Raw genomic sequence first — 19555 nt, 5'->3', positions numbered from 1 at the left:
GCCCGGGTCGGAATGTACGTCCATTGCTAGTTAACTATCTAACCGTCTCGAACCAAAGAGGTTTGTTGTTTAACCCCGTGAGATAGGGAGCGCGCTACGGAATATGAAAACGCGATTATCGGGACTTTTCGCGGTCGACCGACTCTTCCCGATTTCAGCGTTCCGCTATCCAACCAGACTCTCGAGGAATGACTACCCGACCTCCCACCACCCAGCCCGAAGACGCCACGAGCAAGGAACCGCACCAGCAGCGCCAGTCGGCGTGGAGACTCGTCACTGGAGCGAGTCTCATCTCGACGGGGCTCGCTGCCTATGAGATCGTCCCGGCGAGTGTTACCCCGCTCATTCGCGACGCACTGAATATTGGGCCGACGATCGCAGGGTTCCTGGTCGGGGTCATGTTCGGCACCGCGGTGATCGCAAGCCTCCCAGCTGGAGCGGCGCTCGACCGGGCGGATTCCAGGACTGCGATGGCACTCGCAGTGCTGACACTTGTTGTCGCCGGGACGTGGGGATGGATCGCTGGGCGGCGAGGGGATTATCGATCTGTGATTGCATCACGAGCGCTTGGTGGGGTCGCCTACGTCGTCGTCTGGAACGCTGGCATCGACATCGTGAGTCGAGCAGCGACCAGCGAGAATCGAGCGACTGCTGTCGGCATCTTCACCGCGAGTGGCCCGATCGGATTCGCGCTCGGTCAGGGGACCGGGCCACTGATTGCGCATCGGTTCGGGTGGCCCGCCATCTTTGTCGCATTCACCGGCCTCACGGTCGTCGGCCTCGTCCTGTTCTGGCCGGCCAGTCGCGGACTCGGAACAAGCCGGGGAGACGCTCCTTCTCTCGAGGAGTTCGGTGCGGTCCTCCGGAACCGGAGTGTCTGGTCGGTCGGGCTGCTCGGCTTTCTCGGCTATTCATTATACTGCCGTGTTGAATAGATGCTGAGTCATGGTTAGAGAGGTTCACAGAGCGGTTCTATGTTGGAGATGGCGAACATGAGGACGATTTCACGGAACTGTCGATACCAGCCGAGCGCTCGCACGGCATCGCCGAGCGAGCGCTTCGTTGTCGAATACGATGTTTCGGCCATCCAGCGCTGAGAGTAGCCTTTTGCCCGGATGAGCGCGTTATGTCCTAGCGTTAACGGTCTTGATCCACGCTGTAAGATGAGTGGCTCGACACCGAGTGCGTAGAACTCGTATTTCGTGATCCAGTTGTGGAAGGCTTTGTCGGCAGCCACTGATAGCAGGTCGTCCGCGTTCCGGCGGACGACCTGCGGCCCGGTCTTCGTATCGTGTTTCCACCGGGCGGAGATATGTACGTCAAGAACAGCAAGAGACTCTCTATCGGTTAGTGTCGTCACTTTCAGTGTCTGGACGTTACTTCCTGACCGCTGGCGGTAGTACGACGAAGCGGAGCGGCGGTCGAAGAACGTGCTGTCGAGTGCAGCGTGGCCAGACTGCGGGTGTTGCTGCGCGGAAACGCGCAGCAACGCCCGCCAGACCCACATTTCCAGCCGGTCGAACGATTTATAGAGTGTGGTGAAGTCAGGCATATCGTCCGGATCTAGGCCAAGTGCGTCACAAATCTCGGTCATGTACTGTAGCCGATTCGGTGTTTCACGGTAGCTGTGGCCGTCTTCGAGCCGGAAACAATGGAGAACGACGTGCTTCCAGCGGGCGAACCCGCCGCTGGCGGGCTCGCCCGCGTGCTTTCCCAACGCTTGTTTGACTAGCTGCCGACACTGCTCAACGAAGTCGAGGAGATCAACTTCCATAGCCAGAATCGATTTCCTCGGCTTCGCCCTTCTAACCCGTGACAACCGTCGATTAGATCGCTATTCAACACGGCACTTTCATCGGGAAGAAAGACCTTCGTGAAGCGGTGGCACGCCAGACGAATGATCGCTCGGGTCACGATTACGGTGCTGAAAACGTTGTTATCACCTGTAGCACGGGGGAGAGTGTTCTCGATGCTCTCCTCGCGATGATCGACCCTGGAGATGAGGTCGTCCTGACGGACCCGATTTACGCCGGCATGATAAACCGGACTCGTCTCGCTGGCGGTGAACCATCGTTCGTACCGTACGAGAATGCTGGTGACGAGTGGCGGTTGGACGTCGACGCACTTCGAGAAACTGTGAGTGACGACACCGAAGTCCTTCTGCTGGTCAATCCGTCAATGCCGTCAGGGGCAGTTCTAAATCGCGAGGAATGGGAGACGATTCGCGATCTCTGCCAGGCACACGACATTTGGCTGCTCTACAACGCTATCTGGGAGTCAGTGCTTTTCGACGATCTGCCACTGATTCACCCTGTTTCCCTGCCTGGGATGGCCGAGCGGACCGTTATCGCTGGCTCCGTCACGAAGTCATACGGGATGATTGGTTGGCGCGTCGGTTGGATTGTCGGCCCTGAGGAGTTCATGAACGACGCTGCACGGACCCACATCTACAACACGACAACGCCTGGTGGAATCGGACAGGCAGGCGCGCTCGCTGCAATCGAGTCCGACTTCGAACCAAGCGAGTACGTTCCCGAATTACAGCGTCGGCGCGATACCGTCACCGAGCAATTACGCGATATTGGAGTTACCACGATCCCCTCGAAGGGTGGATGGATGCAACTGATGAACGTCGAGGAACTGGGTTACGATTCTTCGACGGCGTCGGACCTCCTTCTGGAGGAAAGCAAGATCGCTGCGACGCCGATGCGCCACTGGGGTGACGAGAACAGCGATCAGTACGTCCGGATCGTCTTCAGCAACGAGCCTGTCGACCGACTTGAAGAACTCGGAGATCGAGTCGAATCCGCGCTTCTATAGTAGTTTCAAATTTTGAACAATCTTCGCTGTTATAACCTCTGTTCTAAACTCTAAAATTATTTTCTAATAGAAGGATCGAGATTCGCGAAATGCTAATCTAACACTCTGTTGTATTTAATACACCCTCCAATTGCCACCATTCACCTTAACCAATGATACTGAGTACCTAATGACATGGGAACGGAGAGGAACACAGCTAACTCGACGCCAGCGGCGGCGGATGTCATCGAACAGGTTGGATCGATTAAAGAAACGGGGACTATCCCCTCCCAGATCCACAACGACGACGAAATCCACCAGCTGGAGCTTGAGCGAGTTTTCAGTGATACTTGGGTACTCGTTGGTCACGAATCAGAAATCCCGGAGCCGGGTGATTACGCGAAACGCTACATCGGGGACAGTCCTTTCATATTCGTCCGGGATGACAGCGGTGACGTACAGGTCCTCTTCGACTCGTGCCAACACCGTGGCACGACGGTCGTCCGTGCTGAACAGGGCAATACGTCGTATTTCCGGTGTCCGTACCACAACTGGACGTATGATACCACGGGAGAACTTGTCGGTGTCCCGCACAAAGAAGAGTTCTTCAAGGAACTCGATACCTGTGAGTACGCGCTTGACTCCGCGCCACAGGTCGATAGTTACCGCGGTCTCGTGTTCGCGTGTCTTTCCGCCGATGCCCCGACACTGGAGGAGTATCTCGGCGATTTCACGTGGTACCTCGACCTCCATCTGCAGTTTGCTGATGGCGGGATGGAAGTGGTTGGGGAGCCAATTCGGTGGGAGATCGATACGAACTGGAAGATTGGGGCCGACAATTTCACCGGCGATTCCTACCACACGCTCGCGACACACAAGTCTGCAATGGACTTGGATATTTTCCCGCCGGAACTCTCCGCGGCCGGGGCGGAGCGAACCCCCGCAGACATCACTGAGTGTAGCGGCCACTCCTGCATGCTTGCGTATCTGGAGAACCAGGAGTACGCAGGCGGTTACCCGGAGGATGTCTTCACGGACGCCCATCTCTCCGATGACCAGCTTCGACTTGCGAAACGACTGGTCTCGAGCGTCGGCACCGTGTTCCCGAATATGTCGTTCCTTCAGATGAATCTCAATCCGGACCCGGAGAATCGCGAAGTCACGGCGTTTCTGAACGTCCGAAAGTGGCAGCCTGTCGGGCCAAAGAAAACGCAGGTGTGGAACTGGATTCTCGTCCCACAGGGTGCCTCTGAGGAGTTCAAACAGCGCGCATACGATACCGGTATTGGAACGTTCAGCGTGGCTGGAAACTTCGAGGTGGACGACTTCGCAGTCTGGGACGGTATCGCCGAAGCAGCCGGGAGTACGTTCGGGAAGAAGATGGGGCGCGAATCGAACTTCCAGATGGGGGTCGGCGACATGAGTGATTCCGAGGAGATCTCGGACGAGTTCCCGGGACCTGGGGAGGTGTACGACACGAACTTCGAGGATGGAACGATGCAGACGTTCTATCAGAGCTGGTACCGCGCGATGACTGGTCAGGACATCGACTCGGAGGAAAGCCAATGAGTGACCGATTCGAACTCCGATTGGAGTGTGAGGAATTCCTCTACAGGGAGGCCGAACTCCTCGACGACGGCAGGCTCCACGATTGGCTTGAACTGCTGACTGACGATGTCGAGTATCGCGTTCCCAGACGAGTCACCCGTGAACGGGGGAGTGAAGAGTCCGAGTTCAGTGACGACGGATTCCACTATCGAGAGGATATCGGGACACTTACGACCCGCGTGAAGCGGTTCGACCGCGAGTATGCCTGGGCAGAAAACCCTCCATCACGAACCCGGCGGTTCGTGAGCAACGTTCGGGTGGAGGAGACGTCGGACGATGAGGTTCGGGTGAAGAGCAATCTGTTGCTCTATCGAAACCAGGGCGACACGACGGAGTCAGACATGCTCGTTGGTGAGCGACACGATACACTCCGTCGTGTCGATGGGTCGTTCAAGCTCGCTCAGCGGGAGGTACAACTCGACCAGACGATACTCGAGACACGAAATCTCTCGTTCTTCCTGTAGTCATGAGCGACAACTCTCTGACGACGACGGTGACTGTGACGCCTCTCACCCGTGTGGCTACCCAGGGAACAGCGGTCGATGTACGCCGCGTAACCACTCCGAAAGGAGCCCGGTTGGAGCTTGATGCATCGAGGGTCGACGACCGCATCCGTCTTGGTGCAGTCACGTTAGAGTGTCTTGCCTGGCAGGACCGCTCGACGTTCCTCTCGTTCCTTGACCGCCAGGAGCGGTCTCGGCCAGCCGACGAGCTTCTCGTCCAGCGGGAGCCTGGCGATGACACGGCTGAAGAACTCACACGAATAACGAACGAGTTCGGGCACGTCGAGATACAGGCCCCCGACACCGATACACCCACGTGGGTTGAACTGGTGGCACCAAAACTCGGCTTCACGACTCGATTGAACGCCGTGGCTCTCGAGAGTATCGCGTCTCAAGACCAAAGTACGTTCACAGAACTGCTCCGACAACGACTGGAGGACCCAAAGAAATGAATTCGATGTTAGATTTCGTCGCGATAGTGGTAAAAAAGTGGTTGAATGCAGCGAATCCGGAGGTTCGAGAATGACAGTTGAACTGACTGGCGAGGATTTGACGATAGAAAGCGCGGTTGCCTGTGCCCGTGATGGGGAGGACGTTGCGGTGAGCGACGAGGCACTAGAGCGAGTCAGGAAGGCTCGGTCCAATCTGGAATCGAGAATCGGAACGGGAGAGATAATATATGGCGTCAACACTGGTTTCGGTGCAAGCCAGAACGAAATCATCGATTCCGAGGATGTGACGACGCTGCAAACGAATCTGATTCGAAGTAATGCGGTTTGTGTTGGGGACCCTGTCGAGGAAGATGAAGCTAGGATGATGATGTTGCTTCGTCTCAACTCCCTTCTCTCGGGGAGCTCCGGCGTTCGGGAGCATGTCATTCTGAAGCTCCAGGACCTGCTGAATCGTGGATTCTATCCCCACGTTCCACGCAAGGGTTCGGTCAGTGCAAGCGGCGACCTCGCGCCGCTCGCTCACATCGCGCTTGCGATGCTCGGTGAAGGAAAAGCGTGGAACGGAGAGAAGTGGGTGCCGTCGAGTGACGTCCTGGACTCGATTGGCGTGGAACCACTCTCCACTGACGACGGCGAGACCGGTCTCGAGGCCAAGGAAGGGCTCGCACTCATCAACGGGACGAACTACATCACTGCTGTTGCTACTCTGGCTGTTCACGACGCAGAGCGGTTGCTCGATACGGCCGATACCGTCGGGACGATGACCTTAGAGGCGTTCCGTGGGCTCAGTGATCCGTTCCGTGCGGAGATCCACGAATTGCGGAACCACCCTGGACAAAAAGAGGTGGCGAGACGTGTCAGGGAGGGCATCGAGGGGAGTGAGTTAGTCACGGCCGCTGCGGATGCGAATCGGGCACAGGACTCCTATTCACTCCGGTGTATTCCACAGGTACACGGTGCGAGTCGGGATACGGTCGCCCACGTTCGGGAGGTTGTCGAACGGGAATTGAACGCCGTCACCGACAATCCGCTTGTACTGAACCAGGGCGAAGGAGATGTGGTTTCTGGGGGGAACTTCCACGGGCAGCCGATTGCATTCGTCATCGACCAGCTTTCGATGGCGATTGCAGAGATAGCCAACATCTCCGAGCGGCGAATCTTCAAGTTAACCGGTGGTGAGCCCGAGGGACGAACTGATGGGACGACGGCGAGTGAGCACTCCGACGGGCTCCCACCGTTCCTCGTCGAAGATCCGGGGTTGAACTGTGGATTTATGATGCCACACGTGACTGCTGCCGCGCTGGTTTCCGAGAACAAGACGCTCGTGCATCCGTCGTCGACGGACTCGATTCCGACATCGGACAATCAGGAAGACCACGTGAGTATGGGTGCAAACGGTGCGAACCATCTCGTGGAGGTTCTCGATAACGTCGAGACAGTGCTAGCTATCGAGCTGTTCGCCTCGTATACGGCATTAGACTACAGGGACGGGAGTCCCGGACAGAAAGCGAGCGAAATCGTTGACACGCTCGAAGAGACTGTGGCACCACTCACGGAAGACCGACTGATGCAGGACGACTTTGCGAGCCTGCGGTCGCTGATTCGCACCGGGGCAATCGAATAGCAGTCTCCCACGGGGCGACCAGTCGAGGTTTTCCAGGCTCTGACGGAGTGGTGTTCGTTCCTGACTGAATGGGGATTCCAGTGTCCTCACGTGATGTTTAGTTTCGGAAGGCCAGTTCTGATGAGTTGGATCTCCCGGTCTGAGTCGTCTCGCAGCGGATCGAGAATATCGACAGGCACTTGCGAGGGCTCATACTGGCTGCCTTTCAACCGAAAGCTTATGAGTATGAATAGGATATGAATATGTATGGGTAGTGGCGAACGTCGGAAAATCGGGAAGCGAGGCCAAGTGACGATCCCCAAAGAGCTGCGAGAGCGGTTCGGAATCAAGGGAGGTGACGACGTCGTGATCCACGAAGAGGCGGGGAAGATCGTTATCGAACGACCGGTCACCCGTGAGGAGCTGGCTGAGGGGTATCGCCGGTCTGCCCAACGGACCAGTGAACTCGCTGATGAGTTGGCGGGCGTCTCGACGGAGGCTGATGAACAACTGGGCGATGCTCCAGAGTGGTAGTGGATGAGCCTGTCTGTCCGTCGAGGGGATGTCGTAATCGTCGAACTCGATCCGACGCAGGGTTCCGAACAACGGGGAACGCGTCCGTGCCTCGTCGTGCAGAATGATGTCGGAAATGCGAACGCACCGACAACAATCGTTGTCCCGTTCACCACCTCGTTCGGTGAGCAACTCTACCCATTTGAAGTGCTCGTCCCAGCCGAAGAGTGCGCGCTCCGGGAAGACTCGGTTGCGCTCTGTAGTCAGATTCGAACTATTTCTATCGAGCACCGTATCACCGAGAACCTCGGCCCGATTCCACAAGAGCGGATGGACGAGGTTGATACTGCACTCGAATACAGTCTCGGCCTCACCGAGATCTGAGAAGGACTGGTGAACTTTCTGAACCACCCGATGCCCCAACCGGAATGGAAGCAACTCGAATTTGAGTAACGGGCAACGTATCGAAGAGTTCAGCCGTGCGCACCCTGTCTCGCGCGTTATCGGATGAAAGTTAGACAGGTGAGTAAGGTCGTGGCTGCGCGCGCAGCGGAGCGAGCACGGAGCGGAGGGAGGGGAGGTGGTTGGTGGGTGGAGGGCACAAGTGAATAGAGTGCCCGTAGGGGAATCGAATTAGAAGGGGATATTCGCGTCAGTAGTGGACGTCGGCGGGCACGATCCACAGTGATTCGGACGAGTCCAGAACGCGGTCGAGGTGTGATCGGTTCCTGATTCCGTTCGCGTGGCTGTCGTAGAGGAACAGCGAGTGTCCGCGGAACGAACCGATGTTGTTGCAGGCGTGTCGGACGAGTGCCTTGTCGTGCATCAACTCCTCGACGGTCAGCTCCTCCAACGCCTCGTCGACCTTCTCGAGGTTGCGTTCGAACTCCGAGACGGTCGCATCCCAGCCGCGTTTGAGCAAGCGTGCGCCCTCGTGCGAGTCGACAGGAACCGCGACCGGCCGGTCGCCCCAGCGGGCCTTGCCGGCGACCGCTGCGTCCTCCTCATCGAACGTGACGTGGTAGTCGAACACGGGCCGTTCGTCGAGTTTTGCACCGACCAGTCGGTCGAACGTTACCGTTGCCTCTTCGAGTGCTTCATCTTCTGACTCTGCTTCGACGAGCGCGTAGATGATCTGGTGCATGGAATCACACTCGCCAGCGCGTCGACGAAAGTACGGCATCGTGATGCCCTATCTCGCACGCTGGCACCCCGTTGCCAGCGCCACAAACTGGCTCTACGCCGAGCGGCTAGTCAGGGAGTGTGCGATGATCGGTCGACCGGTCCGAACGTCGCCTCTCCATCACGAAAGCATGGCCAACATGGGACTCCATCGGGGAGTTTCTCACACTCACACTCTCCGTTATCCTCAGTTCTAGTTCCCTCTGACTTGCTGACGACGCTCCCACCGTCAGTCGCGACCATCGCATCCACAGCCGCGTTGAGAACCGGACCACGAATCGCAACGGCGACGCGATGCTTGCAGGCATCGTCGTAGTGCTCGTCAGCGGGACACGTACAGGAGGTTGGAACGCCGTCGACGACGTGGACCAGGTATCGGTGCCCGCTGGGGTCGTCGTGGCTGCAGTTGGTCACGAGGACGGCGTCGCCGGCGAGCTGAAACTCGAAGGCTTCGTACTCGGCACGTTTCCGGACTCGGTTCGTGAACGACAGTTGCGAAAGAGGATGGTTCTCGGTGGGAATTCTGTCTCACCTCACCCGTTCAGGTGAGCACAAACGCTCAGTCGACGACCTCGTTCAGCGTCTGCCAGTGCGTTCGCACCGTCACCGATGTCGTATCGGCCGCCTCAGCTACCTCGTCTTGAGTCAGCAACGTACTCTCGCTGGCCTTGTACAGACAGGCCGCTGCGAACCCGGAGGGACGCACACCCGTCGTCACACCGCTCTCCTGTGCCCGGCGGGCGTACTCTCGAGCACGACGACGGAGTCGGTCAGGCACGTCCAGGTCCGAGGCGAGCTGGGGAACGAACTCGCTCGGGGTCATCGGCTTTGCGGGCAGTCCCAGTTCGGCGTTGAGCGACTTGTAGCAGGACTTCACCCGGGACTGGGGCACCTTCGCGAGCGTCGCGATCTCGTCGAGCGTTCGGGGAAGACCGTTGCACCGGATGGCTGCGTAGACACAGGCTGCTGCGATGCCTTCGATGGATCTGCCTCGAAGCAGGGACTCGGATTGAGCCGTCCTGAACAGCGAACAGGCCTGGTCGCGAAGCGAATCACCGAGGTTGAGGGCGCCGACGATACGACGGATCTCGGTGAACCCATGCATGAGGTTCCGGTCGGCTTTGGACTCGTACTGGCCACGGGAGTGTTCGCGACGCATCCGCGCGAGCTGTCGGCGCTTCCGTCTGGAGAGCTGGTTGCCTCGAGAGTCCGTTCCGTAGCCGATAGTAGTCGAGAGGCCACGGTCGTGTCTGGACACCGTGCGCGCCCCGCCAGTGCGCCTGCACTCGTCCTCGTCGTAGCTTCGCCATTCGGGCCCACGGTCGAGTCGTTGTTCGTCGACGACCAGGCCACAGTCCGCACAGACTGACTCGTCACCACTCGGGGTGATTCGGCCATCGCACTCCGGGCAGTGGTTGGTGTCGGTCTCGGTCGGTACGTCCTCGTCGAACGTCGTCGGGTAGATGTCACTGACAGGCATCTGGATACGCTCCGAGGTGCTCGCCTGTTTGACGAACCCCTCACCCGACAGGGGTCAATAAATTCCCTATGGAAGTGTCCTTCTTAACCAACACTGGGGCAAGTATTAACCAACGCATACCCAACCCTCTTGACACCACAATTCATTGGCAGGCACTCGACATCTGGCGCAATCAACCGTGGAAGTCGTTCTTCCAGCCAAGGGAAACTGGACGGTATCAACTGCTGGGACTTCTCAAACATGGTGTTCTGGGTAAACGACTACCTATCCCGACGATGCCACCAGAGTTCGTTGATACAGTCACGCAATCTCACTGGCAAGGAAATTCATGGGAGCTGGGCTCTGTTGAAATCCTCAGTCACGAACAGGACGATGTGTGTAATCGTTAGACGTAGGCCAGCTATATAATGACAATATATTAATGTGTGATGGTTATTAAGAACGGCAGGCTGAACACAGCGGTTACAGTTGCTTCCCGTCAAAATCCGGACTCAAAAGCTTTGTTTAGTCCCTATTGACCCGGCTTTCCAGGTTATCTACACAAAGGGCTTCGTTTCCATAATGCTCAGGTATCGCCATCTGATGGGCGCGCTTCGGCGACTGCTTCACGGTGGATCTGGTTGACGAGGTGGGCGAGTTCTTGATGATCGCTGAATGCTGTTTCGAGGGTTTCGAAGTAACTCTCAGGGAGACCCGCTTGGTTCACATCATACGTTGCCGTCGTGTAGGTTTTCTGATTACCCTTGTTCGTGATTCCATGTTCATCGCAGACTGAATCGAGTTTGGTCTGCCACCGCTCACTGTTGTAGAGATTGTTGAACACGGACCGAACCGAATTGTTAGTCGAGGAACGAAGTTCGAACTTGAGGACGCCGTCCCGGAACGATCTCTCCTTTCGGATCATATGCGTGAAATGGAGACGATGGCCCGATCCACCACGCGTCTCTTGGTGGTCTGTCGTCGGCTCCCAGTTGTTATCACGGTACCATCCGCTCTGGAAGATGCACCCCCATTTGTCCCGTCGACAGTGCCACTCGTCGGTCCAGACTTCACAGTCCGGGGCGACGCTGCGAAACATGTCGACCCATTCCCCGTCCTCTGCGAGTGGTCGGCGAAGGGCCTCTGCGGCCTCGAAGAGTTCATCAATCTCGCTTCTGTACTCGTCCAGAAACTGCATCTTCTCTTTCTGTCGTTCCGTGAAGTCGTCGTCGGTCATACTGGTCACCTTGTTGATGTTGGCGTGGAAGTCGTCAAGTTGGCTTACACTCCGATCGGGGTACTGCCCGCGAGAAAACCGGACCACATCGGTGAACGCGTCGACCACGTGACCCCAAGAGAGGTCGACGAAGCGCTTGTGGTACTCATCCGCCGTGCTGTTGGCGGAGAGATAGTCGTCGACGAACGACGTCGGGGCGGTCTCTTTGGTCAGGTGGAGTTCGGTGTTGGCGTCCGATGCAGTAGTTTTCGAGAGATAGACGTAGTGATGACCAGCTTCCGGATACGTGGATTTCAGTTCGTTGCCAATGTATGGGTCCTGAATGTATCTCGTGAGTTGGTCATTGGTTTCGCCGGCGTCTACCTTGCATTCGATGCAGACGAACCAGTTGCTAGGGGAGCGAATTACGAGATCGGGTCGATTATCGTTTGGTGAGCTTACCTCCATTCCGACCTTGACTCGATCGATGTGTCGATGGATGTACTCCACGTCTGCAGTCGTTTGCTGGGCGAGTTTGTCTAGGAAGCTCGTCAGGAGATCGGCGCCGAATCCGTGGGGTTGGTCCGGATTGAGAAAATACCACAGCAATCGGTTCCAGTACTGTTCGGCGCGAGCGCTGCCGAGGATTCGCAGGGTCGGTTTCGGTGGTTCGCGGGCCTCTGGAATTGCCTGTAGGGACCGCCGGAGTTCTCGTAACTCTTTTTTCAGTTCGTTTCCGCCCATTCCCATCACATAGCTCCGGGGTAATCATAAAACCCAGCCGGATAATCGTGTAGGCCGCTTCTTGATTCTGTTCGGATAACTGTGAATTTTCCGAGGAGGCTCATTTGTGGGATATATGATCCCTATTCAGCACGACGCCTTGAACATTAACAGTATCCGATACAAATCCAGATGGTAAGTCCGCAATCCTACCTACCGGCTGTTTCACCGCAGATGGTGTCTGACTAAGAGGGTTTCAACAGAGCCATTAATCCGTAATCCGGAGCTGGTTTTCGACACGGTAGAGGTAACCCCGCATCTCGAGAACTTCGAGTGCTTCCCTGGCATCAGCAGTACTGAACCCTTCGGCCTCAAGCGCCTCGAGCGCAGATTGCTCTTCGATCCCCGATGAATCGTCTATCGTGTCTTGGAGTAAAGCGAGGGCCTCCTCAGCGAACGGGGGAATCGGAGTGGAACCACCGTCCATGTACCTAATTGAGTCGACATTGTGTCTGCAATGTAGTAGGGATACCGGCTCCGGCAGTGAGCCCGTGGGGTCAGTCGAGCGTGTTCTGGAGTCGAATCGTCACGGTGTCCCCATGAGAAAGGCGCTGCGCCACGTCGTCCGGATTGCAAAGACGAAGGAACAGATCCCCGTCGCCGGCGTCGACAACGCGAACCTGATGAGTTCCGTAATCTGCACCCTCTCTATCGGTGAGAGTCTTCTCGAGTCGGGAAAGCCGTGACTCGATCTCGTCGACGTGCTCGAGAATATCCGTATCCTCGCTTTCGACCGGCGAATCAGTAAGCTGGGATGCATACCCCGACTTCGATGGATCCGGAGCAGATTGCTGAAAACGGGTCTTGAGCGTCCCACCATCGAGGCCCTCTGCCTCGAGACTGATTTTACTCTGTTCGACGTTGGCCAATGATCGCTCGCTGTCGATGAACGAGCCGAGGCTGCTTCCGTTTCCATATTGCTGGCTGCGAAGCCGGCGGGCGACACGGTCGTTCACCCACGGTGGTGCCACCCACGTCCCGTCTTCGTAGATTTTGTATTCGTCCCGGTCCGTGGTTGCCCACACGAAGCTGTCGTAGCGGTCCTTGTACCGGGAGAGCGCTGGTCCGGACTGGTGCATCATGACGAGCTGTCTCGGGGCAAGGTCCTCGACGAGATCGTCGACAGCCGCCTCAGGTGGATGGTTGCTGTACTGGAAGTGGTCGACGGTACAGCCGGTAGACTCGACCGGCGAGACACTCCCGCTCGTGAGCTGTACTAGCGTTGCCCCCGGGTCGTCTTGGACGCAGTCGTAGAACTTCGCTGCGCTTCCCTCGACAGGGACCTCCGGTCCGGCGATGGTCACAGCGCCGGGTTCGAGGATTGCATCGGGATCGTCGAACGTCGGAACAGACGTTACAGTTGAATAGTCGTACCCGAGTGTCTCGTACAGTTTCGCGGCGTGACCAGTAATCGAGACTGATGGCGGGTCGATGTCGATTGTGTCGAGTTCATCCAGGAGTGCGGCGATGTGAACGCCGGCCAGTCCACTGGCGGTTACGAGCACGGTCGACCCAGCTCGGACGCGCTCGAGAATCGTCTCGACGGCGGCGGTGAGCTCGTCCTCGAACTCTTCGTTGGTTGCGCCAGTCAGGAAGACGGCGTCGGGCGAGAGCGTCGTGGGGAGACCGGAGAAGCCGGCAGCAGATCGGTGCGTCCAGTCCCCGGTCACGAGCATCGTTCTGTGCTCACCACCGTCGTCGAACCGAAGCAGAAAGCCGGCTGCACCAGGGGTGTGTCCGGCTGGAACGGGACGGAGCTCGATATCGCCCAGCACCGTGGTCCAGTCCGAGATCGGTTCGAGTGCGTCGACGACAGCGTCGACGTTCGAGATGTCGTAGTTGGTTGCTGCTTCGGTCAGGACAGTGTCGAGGATGGCCGCTGTCGGTTCGGACGTGTAGACTGGAGCGCCATCACGCAAATTCGTGCCCAGGGTTGCGTAATGGTCCAGATGAGCATGGGTGAGGACGATTGCTGTGAGGTATTCGTCGTCCTCGAGTAGCCCATCGACGTCGACGTCTGTGCCTGAATCGAAGAGGATACACGCTGTTTGCTCGGTCACGTCCCCCGAGAGCCGGACCAGTACCGACTCGTGCCCAGAGTGGGGGTTCGCGTGCTGGAAGGTGACCTCCATCGAGTTTCAATTGTTCCTGTACGTAATTAAAGGTCTATTCAAATTTTCTTGGTCTGTAAATTCGCTAGACTTTGGACCTGTTCTTACGAATCGGGGGTAATTTGGAAGCTGGAAATTTCGGTGGAAAATGGGGCGATCAGCCGGAAACAGCCGAAACCGATTGAATCCACCAAAATACATCGAGAACCAGGTGCTTCAAATACACCAAATTTCGATGTTAACTGACCGCCTGCTAGCGATCCTACTGAGCACAAATTTTTGATTTCGGGCGTGTTTAGACGGTCCAATCCAGCCTCGTTAACGGCCAGATTGACGAAATAGTGTATTCGGCCCTGTTTAGACGCCGATTTTCAGGCTTTTGAGGGCCTGTATCCCGATCGGCGATGAACAGCTGCCAGTAGTTCGGGTCGTTCCTTTGCTTCCCCTACCCAATTGCCCGGCTACTGCAACCAATCTAGGCTGAGTAGACTGACCTCAACTCGAAAACAGACGATACTCGTCACCAATTACGACTCGCGGACTCGGGAAATACCGCTCTCAACCGCTCTTACGAGCGTCTAAACACGGCCGTGTATTCGAGACGCGGAAAAGAGGCACCCCGATCGGCCGTCTTCGATGGCTGAGCGGTTCTACTGACGGATTATTTTTATTTGAACTCCGTATCCAGGGAAGACTCTCGGTTCGGGAGTTGATTCTCTAGACGAAACCTCGCTCAGAGACGCTCTTACTAGCGTCTAAACACGCCCTCGATTTCTATAGAGAGAACGAGATTGTCGTCGTTACGTCTAGCGATCCTACGGAGTAAACCCACTCATATTTTATAATTGATAAGAACTCACAGAAACACTTATATGTCTATGGTTTGGGATTCTAATGGAGATGTCTAATGGAAAAAGTGCGGAGCATAACGGGAATTTAGTTAAGCGACGTAATGTGTTAGGAACGATTGGAGGTGGGGCAATTGGTCTGTCACTATGCGGTTCCAGTCGTGCAAAAGCCGCAAGTAGTGGACTGATTGAGATCGATTATGCACTTCGGCGAGAAGAGCTAGGGGATTCGTCTAGCCCGCTTACTACAAGGACTAAACAGGTTTCCCGGGATTGGCATGATTCGCTAATCCATGCCCAGAGAGCACGGAGACAGGGTGATTTCGAAAGTCAACGATTTGTTCGTGAGGTTACGCTGACTCCGCCAAAGCATGGTGGTTCTGGCCCTCGATTAAACGTTGGTGTTCTTCGAAACCCGGACGGTGAAGTAGAACCTGACACACTATCGACCCAAGAAGCTCTAGAAAGAATTCCGGATAACATCGGTGGAGTTCCAATAAACGCATTCTCAACCGGTGATTTCCAACTTGGATGCTACGAGACGGACTACGGTGAAGACGTACCGACGGGTGCGGAAATGGAAGTGGGATACGACAATACCCATTGTACGATGGGTGCCCCCTTACACCAGGATGGGGAACGATACTTTTCTACTTGCCAACACATTTTTTATGGAGATAATCCCGGTTCTCGGAAATTGTACAATCAAGATGAAGATGCCGCAATCGGTGATGTCAGAGAGGCATTTTGCCAAGATGATTTCGTCACTGCAAACCCAATCAATGGTCATACCCCTTCAATGCATATCGGCGATCCAAATGGGGGGCTGACAACAGATGTCATCGTTGAACAATTTACTAAAAAGGCGCTACAGGATATGATCGCTGCCGATGAATACCTCACCAAGAGAGGCATCACGACTTGTAAAACGTCCGGTCAAATTGGTGCTGCAAATGGATATTTCAAGTGGACTGGAGGTGAGGGATGTGACGAACGATGTCATCAAGTAAAGTGGGGAGGAGACAATGATTTTGATGATGGGGACAGTGGGTCTGTCGCATATCAAAAATTTGACCAAGGACAAGTGGGCGTCGCGGGAGTTTGCAATGGCAGAGACCCGAATCCATTTGCATCATACAAGGTTTTCGGGACTGCAGCGTGGCATATAACTGATGAATGGCAATATACATATGTATAACTAACTGTAACTTAGATACGAATAAACAATCGCCGCAAAGTACTTATTCTCTGGCGTTACATCTATTGGTAATGGTTATTGACCGCTCAATCAAGAGAAGGTTAGCGACTCATATAGCTATTCTATTAGCAGGTATTATTATTGGCGTGGGAATCACCAAAGTAGTAGAAAATTCAAGTAGAGGTGAATTAGTTTCCGAAATAATCTCAGTCGCTGGTTTCTGGAGTATATTGCTGGTAATTGTCCTGATTGCATCAATTCCAATAGGATTCAACTACTCCTCATGGTATTCATATGATATAGTAGTCGGACTTACCTTCGGGATCGTGTACATTAGTGGCTGGCCATATCCTTTTGGAACACCCACACTTTTCGAGAGGATATCCTCTGCAATATTTGTGGGGGTAGTCAGTGGTCTCATCATAACCCCTATAGCCGTTGTCATCGGGACTCTATGGAGATATTTTCCGTTCCATCCAACGGAATCATTGACCCAGCGTGGTTGAACCGGTTATAGTAGAAACTTATCATATAATAAAAGAAGCACGGAATATATGAAATCGACTCTCTTGATTCACGAGATGGAGACGCGGCGACTGCGTTATCGCGTCAAAAAGCGAAGAGACGAAGGTATTGTGTTTTCGGAATCCCGTCTCTTCAAGCATCAAGCGCACGCTCGGCTCTGCCCATTGTGCACGGGACTAGCACCTTGGATGCCGTGAGATGATGCTGAAATGTACCGTCTACAATCTTTACTGAATAATCAGATATCCGTAGAATTTACCGCAGCCTCTCGGTTTCTATGTTTCGACGTGGTCAGTGAAATTTAATAAATTAAGAACAGGGTAACGCTCTTACAATATAATAGATAGCAAGTGCCTGGGGGCTCTCTGAGGCTAGTTACTGAGTTGTTTCAACGGCAGCAATAATTGCCCGCGCGGTATCGACGATGCGTTGTAAGCGGTCCTGAATCGTTTCTGCTGGGTCTCCATCCCAGGCGGCGACGTAGAACACGCTGTTGGAAGCATCAAGCCCGAGGTACTGCGAGACCACGTAAGCAGTGCTCTCGGCTTCGACTTCGCGCTTCACCTGTTCATCCGCGTCGTCGACGTCGAAGTGTAGCAAGGCGTGGGCGTACTCGTGTGCGAGCACACTGGCCACCTGCGCGTCGTTGTCGACGTCCTTGACTTCGACGAGCAACGAGCAGTCGTACGTGCTGCGCTTGGTACAGACGCCAGCAGCGTCGCCGTGGGTCCACTCCTCGGGTGGGACGAGGTTCACACGGACTCCCAGCTCCGGTGCAGCCCCGAGAAGCGCGTTGAGTATCTCGTCTTCACTGCCGTCGCCGTGAGCGGCTGTATCGAGCTCCGGAAGCGGCTCACCCTCGGTCTGGGAGACGTCGAAGACAGGGACAGGTTTGAATCCGACCAGCCCCTCGTCCCAGTCTTCGGGTGGAGTGTCGTCGTACTCGCAGTCGGTGTTCTCGTGGTAGGACGGAGAGTTCCCGCACTCCGGGCATTTCGTGGTGATGATGGGTGCCCAGATCCAGATGGCCGACTCGCCCTCCTCGACATGTCTGTCGAACTCGTTTCGCCACGTGTTGTAGCCTGCGACCTTCGTCGCTTCCGGGTACTGACGCTTGATCAGGAGCGTGTTCCGGTACGAGTAGTCGTGGAAGCGCGACTGGACGTCCAGCCACTCCTGGAGTTCGGCGCTGCCTCGTGCCTCGTCCGAGAGCTCGGCGAACTGCTCGACCCACGCCTTGAGCGAGTCGTGCATCTCGTCGCGGCGGGTGTCTGAATCGTCGAACTCGATTTTTGACGGGGATTCCTTGGCATCGGCACTGTCGGTCTGAGTTGTCTGGCAAGACATCAAGAATCTCCAAGGGAGTGTTTTTGTCTCCCTCACCCAGTTTGGGAGAAATAAATGGGTTCTCGATGGCTGACTACTGGGAACCATCGCCTACTACTCCTCTTTCAAGAATTCGAGTAGCGTTTCGGCGTCTTCCGATGAAGCCGCCGATTTGTGAACCATACTCTTGAACCGGTGCTCGAGTCCATCCCTTTCGATGAAGGTTTGAGCGTCACTCAGTTGAGCCTGAAGTGCTCCTGGGTTCCCCCGGTGCAGATGTAACTCGACACTATCGAGGTCGATTGAAGGAATCGCGGCAAGCACATCGGCGAAATCTGTCTTCCGACCGCTATGGAGTTTTACAGCGATGTGAATATCTCTACTCGCTGTCGTGGCCGTAGTTTCGATGCAAAGTCTGTGGGTCTACTTGGAGAAACCGTACCGGGAAGCACCTTGGTCAAAATATCATTTCACCATTGGTAGATGATTTAAACGTAGGATAGCTATTGGTGATATGGAGCGGAGAAAGTATATTCTGAGTCTTGGGGCAGCTGCGTTATCCGGTTGTCTTTCCTCAAGACAGGAACCACGAGACACAGACCAAATTAATCAAAGCTCTACTCAGCCTGACGAGTCGACCTCAATTACAGAGCAGTCTACAGGGACATCTACAGCTTCTTTACCAACCTCAATTGAAGAGGCGAGACTCTCGTTTCAATTTCAAAAGTTAAGCGAGGCCACCGCTGAAAGTCCCGCTGAGGTGCAACTGCGATTAACAAATCATGGTGGGGCGCGTGATATAAATTTCATAGGATCAGCTCCATTATCTGCTGAATTCGTTGGTGACGGTCCAATAGAAGATGGGATACTCTTACATCCACAAGATATTCATAATGCAGCTGTGGTTGATGATAATGATGACAACGAATTTAATGTAGTACCTGATTCTCGAGAAGGTGATTGCTGGAACCGTGTTGATATACCACACAGTCCAGCCAACAATGGTTTCCAGGTGTCATTAAGTCAGGGTGAAACTTTTTCAAATACATACTTTGTATTAGCAAACGAACAGAACAACTGCCCACCTGCTGGTGAATATAGCTTTGAAAGCAAGTTTTATCTTCCTGATTCGAATAACGTTGAACTAGTATGGGAGTTCTCCTTAGAATATCCAATTTCAACTACAGGCCAAACTGAATAGAAAAGTCGTTTGCGATATTGTATGCTGCAGATCCGTCTGATTCTCGACCGTAATGAATCGCAATTACAGCGTCGTAATATTGGTTAGTGAATTCATCAAAGGTATGTGTTTAGCCCGAGCTGATTTCGCCACCATCTCATAGGAGGCGCACAAATCGGGCTGTATGAGCTGGCAGCGGAGGTTCGTGATGATCCACAGGGATGGGCTCCGTCGCGGAGCCCATCCCGT

The 19555-nt window shown here is 55.2% G+C and carries 19 protein-coding genes and 1 pseudogene; 12 read left to right on the top strand and 8 right to left on the bottom strand.

Annotated features, from left to right (window positions below):
* Positions 1–188: 188 nt before the first annotated feature.
* Positions 189–920 (top strand): annotated as a pseudogene (locus NO978_RS17810) (MFS transporter); the annotation flags it as partial.
* Positions 921–949: 29 nt separating this feature from the next.
* Here NO978_RS17810 and NO978_RS17805 read toward each other — a convergent pair.
* Positions 950–1774 carry an IS5 family transposase gene (locus NO978_RS17805; protein ID WP_158832582.1) on the bottom strand — a complete coding sequence of 275 codons (825 nt, stop codon included), beginning with the start codon at positions 1772–1774 and terminating at the stop codon, positions 950–952.
* A 56-nt stretch (positions 1775–1830) separates the two neighbouring features.
* On the opposite strand from NO978_RS17805, the gene NO978_RS17800 reads away from it, so the two are divergent.
* The 7 genes from NO978_RS17800 (at position 1831) to NO978_RS17770 (ending at position 7862) form a co-directional block, all read left to right on the top strand.
* Positions 1831–2820 (top strand): pyridoxal phosphate-dependent aminotransferase, encoded by a 990-nt coding sequence (locus tag NO978_RS17800; RefSeq protein WP_369684164.1) that lies wholly within the window; start codon positions 1831–1833, stop codon positions 2818–2820.
* A 174-nt stretch (positions 2821–2994) separates the two neighbouring features.
* The gene (locus NO978_RS17795; protein ID WP_257300907.1) at positions 2995–4368 is read left to right on the top strand and encodes an aromatic ring-hydroxylating dioxygenase subunit alpha; all 1374 of its coding nucleotides are present in this window, start codon (positions 2995–2997) and stop codon (positions 4366–4368) included.
* The gene (locus tag NO978_RS17790; protein ID WP_257300906.1) at positions 4365–4871 is read left to right on the top strand and encodes an aromatic-ring-hydroxylating dioxygenase subunit beta; all 507 of its coding nucleotides are present in this window, start codon (positions 4365–4367) and stop codon (positions 4869–4871) included. Before NO978_RS17795 ends, NO978_RS17790 begins: the two co-directional genes overlap by 4 nt.
* Before the next feature lie 2 nt (positions 4872–4873).
* On the top strand, positions 4874–5362 hold the full coding sequence (locus NO978_RS17785; RefSeq protein WP_257300905.1) for a hypothetical protein: 489 nt from the start codon (positions 4874–4876) through the stop codon (positions 5360–5362).
* A gap of 70 nt (positions 5363–5432) precedes the next feature.
* Positions 5433–6986 carry a histidine ammonia-lyase gene (hutH, locus tag NO978_RS17780; protein ID WP_257300904.1) on the top strand — a complete coding sequence of 518 codons (1554 nt, stop codon included), beginning with the start codon at positions 5433–5435 and terminating at the stop codon, positions 6984–6986.
* A gap of 246 nt (positions 6987–7232) precedes the next feature.
* Positions 7233–7499: an AbrB/MazE/SpoVT family DNA-binding domain-containing protein gene (locus NO978_RS17775; RefSeq protein ID WP_257300903.1), complete on the top strand. Its 267-nt coding sequence runs from the start codon at positions 7233–7235 to the stop codon at positions 7497–7499.
* A gap of 3 nt (positions 7500–7502) precedes the next feature.
* Entirely contained in the window at positions 7503–7862 is a 360-nt protein-coding gene (locus NO978_RS17770) for a type II toxin-antitoxin system PemK/MazF family toxin (protein ID WP_257300902.1), read from the top strand.
* A gap of 268 nt (positions 7863–8130) precedes the next feature.
* Here the strand turns inward: NO978_RS17770 and NO978_RS17765 are convergent, their stop codons facing one another.
* On the bottom strand, positions 8131–8622 hold the full coding sequence (locus NO978_RS17765; protein WP_257300901.1) for a hypothetical protein: 492 nt from the start codon (positions 8620–8622) through the stop codon (positions 8131–8133).
* A 110-nt stretch (positions 8623–8732) separates the two neighbouring features.
* Positions 8733–9074, bottom strand: coding sequence for an SWIM zinc finger family protein (locus NO978_RS17760; RefSeq protein ID WP_257300900.1), 342 nt, complete (start codon positions 9072–9074; stop codon positions 8733–8735).
* Here NO978_RS17760 and NO978_RS17755 point away from each other — a divergent pair.
* Complete coding sequence (locus NO978_RS17755; RefSeq protein WP_257300943.1) at positions 8955–9209, top strand: hypothetical protein; 255 nt, start codon at positions 8955–8957, stop codon at positions 9207–9209. The genes NO978_RS17760 and NO978_RS17755 overlap by 120 nt on opposite strands.
* Before the next feature lie 10 nt (positions 9210–9219).
* Here the strand turns inward: NO978_RS17755 and NO978_RS17750 are convergent, their stop codons facing one another.
* From NO978_RS17750 to NO978_RS17735, 4 genes are all read right to left on the bottom strand, one after another.
* Positions 9220–10140 carry a transcription initiation factor IIB family protein gene (locus NO978_RS17750; RefSeq protein ID WP_257300899.1) on the bottom strand — a complete coding sequence of 307 codons (921 nt, stop codon included), beginning with the start codon at positions 10138–10140 and terminating at the stop codon, positions 9220–9222.
* A 565-nt stretch (positions 10141–10705) separates the two neighbouring features.
* Entirely contained in the window at positions 10706–12085 is a 1380-nt protein-coding gene (locus NO978_RS17745; protein WP_257300898.1) for a PD-(D/E)XK nuclease family protein, read from the bottom strand.
* A gap of 241 nt (positions 12086–12326) precedes the next feature.
* On the bottom strand, positions 12327–12545 hold the full coding sequence (locus tag NO978_RS17740) for a hypothetical protein (protein WP_257300897.1): 219 nt from the start codon (positions 12543–12545) through the stop codon (positions 12327–12329).
* A gap of 70 nt (positions 12546–12615) precedes the next feature.
* A complete protein-coding gene (locus NO978_RS17735) occupies positions 12616–14250 on the bottom strand; it encodes an MBL fold metallo-hydrolase (RefSeq protein ID WP_257300896.1) in 1635 nt (544 codons plus the stop codon).
* 879 nt (positions 14251–15129) lie between these two features.
* On the opposite strand from NO978_RS17735, the gene NO978_RS17730 reads away from it, so the two are divergent.
* Together NO978_RS17730 and NO978_RS17725 are read left to right on the top strand one after the other, a co-directional pair.
* Positions 15130–16275 (top strand): hypothetical protein, encoded by a 1146-nt coding sequence (locus NO978_RS17730; protein ID WP_257300895.1) that lies wholly within the window; start codon positions 15130–15132, stop codon positions 16273–16275.
* A gap of 71 nt (positions 16276–16346) precedes the next feature.
* Entirely contained in the window at positions 16347–16781 is a 435-nt protein-coding gene (locus NO978_RS17725) for a hypothetical protein (protein WP_257300894.1), read from the top strand.
* Between the two features lie 394 nt (positions 16782–17175).
* Here the strand turns inward: NO978_RS17725 and NO978_RS17720 are convergent, their stop codons facing one another.
* Positions 17176–18054, bottom strand: coding sequence for a DUF955 domain-containing protein (locus tag NO978_RS17720; protein WP_257300939.1), 879 nt, complete (start codon positions 18052–18054; stop codon positions 17176–17178).
* Positions 18055–18640: 586 nt separating this feature from the next.
* On the opposite strand from NO978_RS17720, the gene NO978_RS17715 reads away from it, so the two are divergent.
* Positions 18641–19327, top strand: coding sequence for a hypothetical protein (locus NO978_RS17715; RefSeq protein WP_257300893.1), 687 nt, complete (start codon positions 18641–18643; stop codon positions 19325–19327).
* Positions 19328–19555 lie beyond the last annotated feature (228 nt).

Source organism: Haloarchaeobius sp. FL176 (genome assembly GCF_024609245.1).
Lineage (GTDB): Archaea > Halobacteriota > Halobacteria > Halobacteriales > Natrialbaceae > Haloarchaeobius.
The sequence above is the reverse complement of the archived record's forward strand: the minus strand, read 5'-3'. Positions and strand labels throughout refer to the sequence as shown.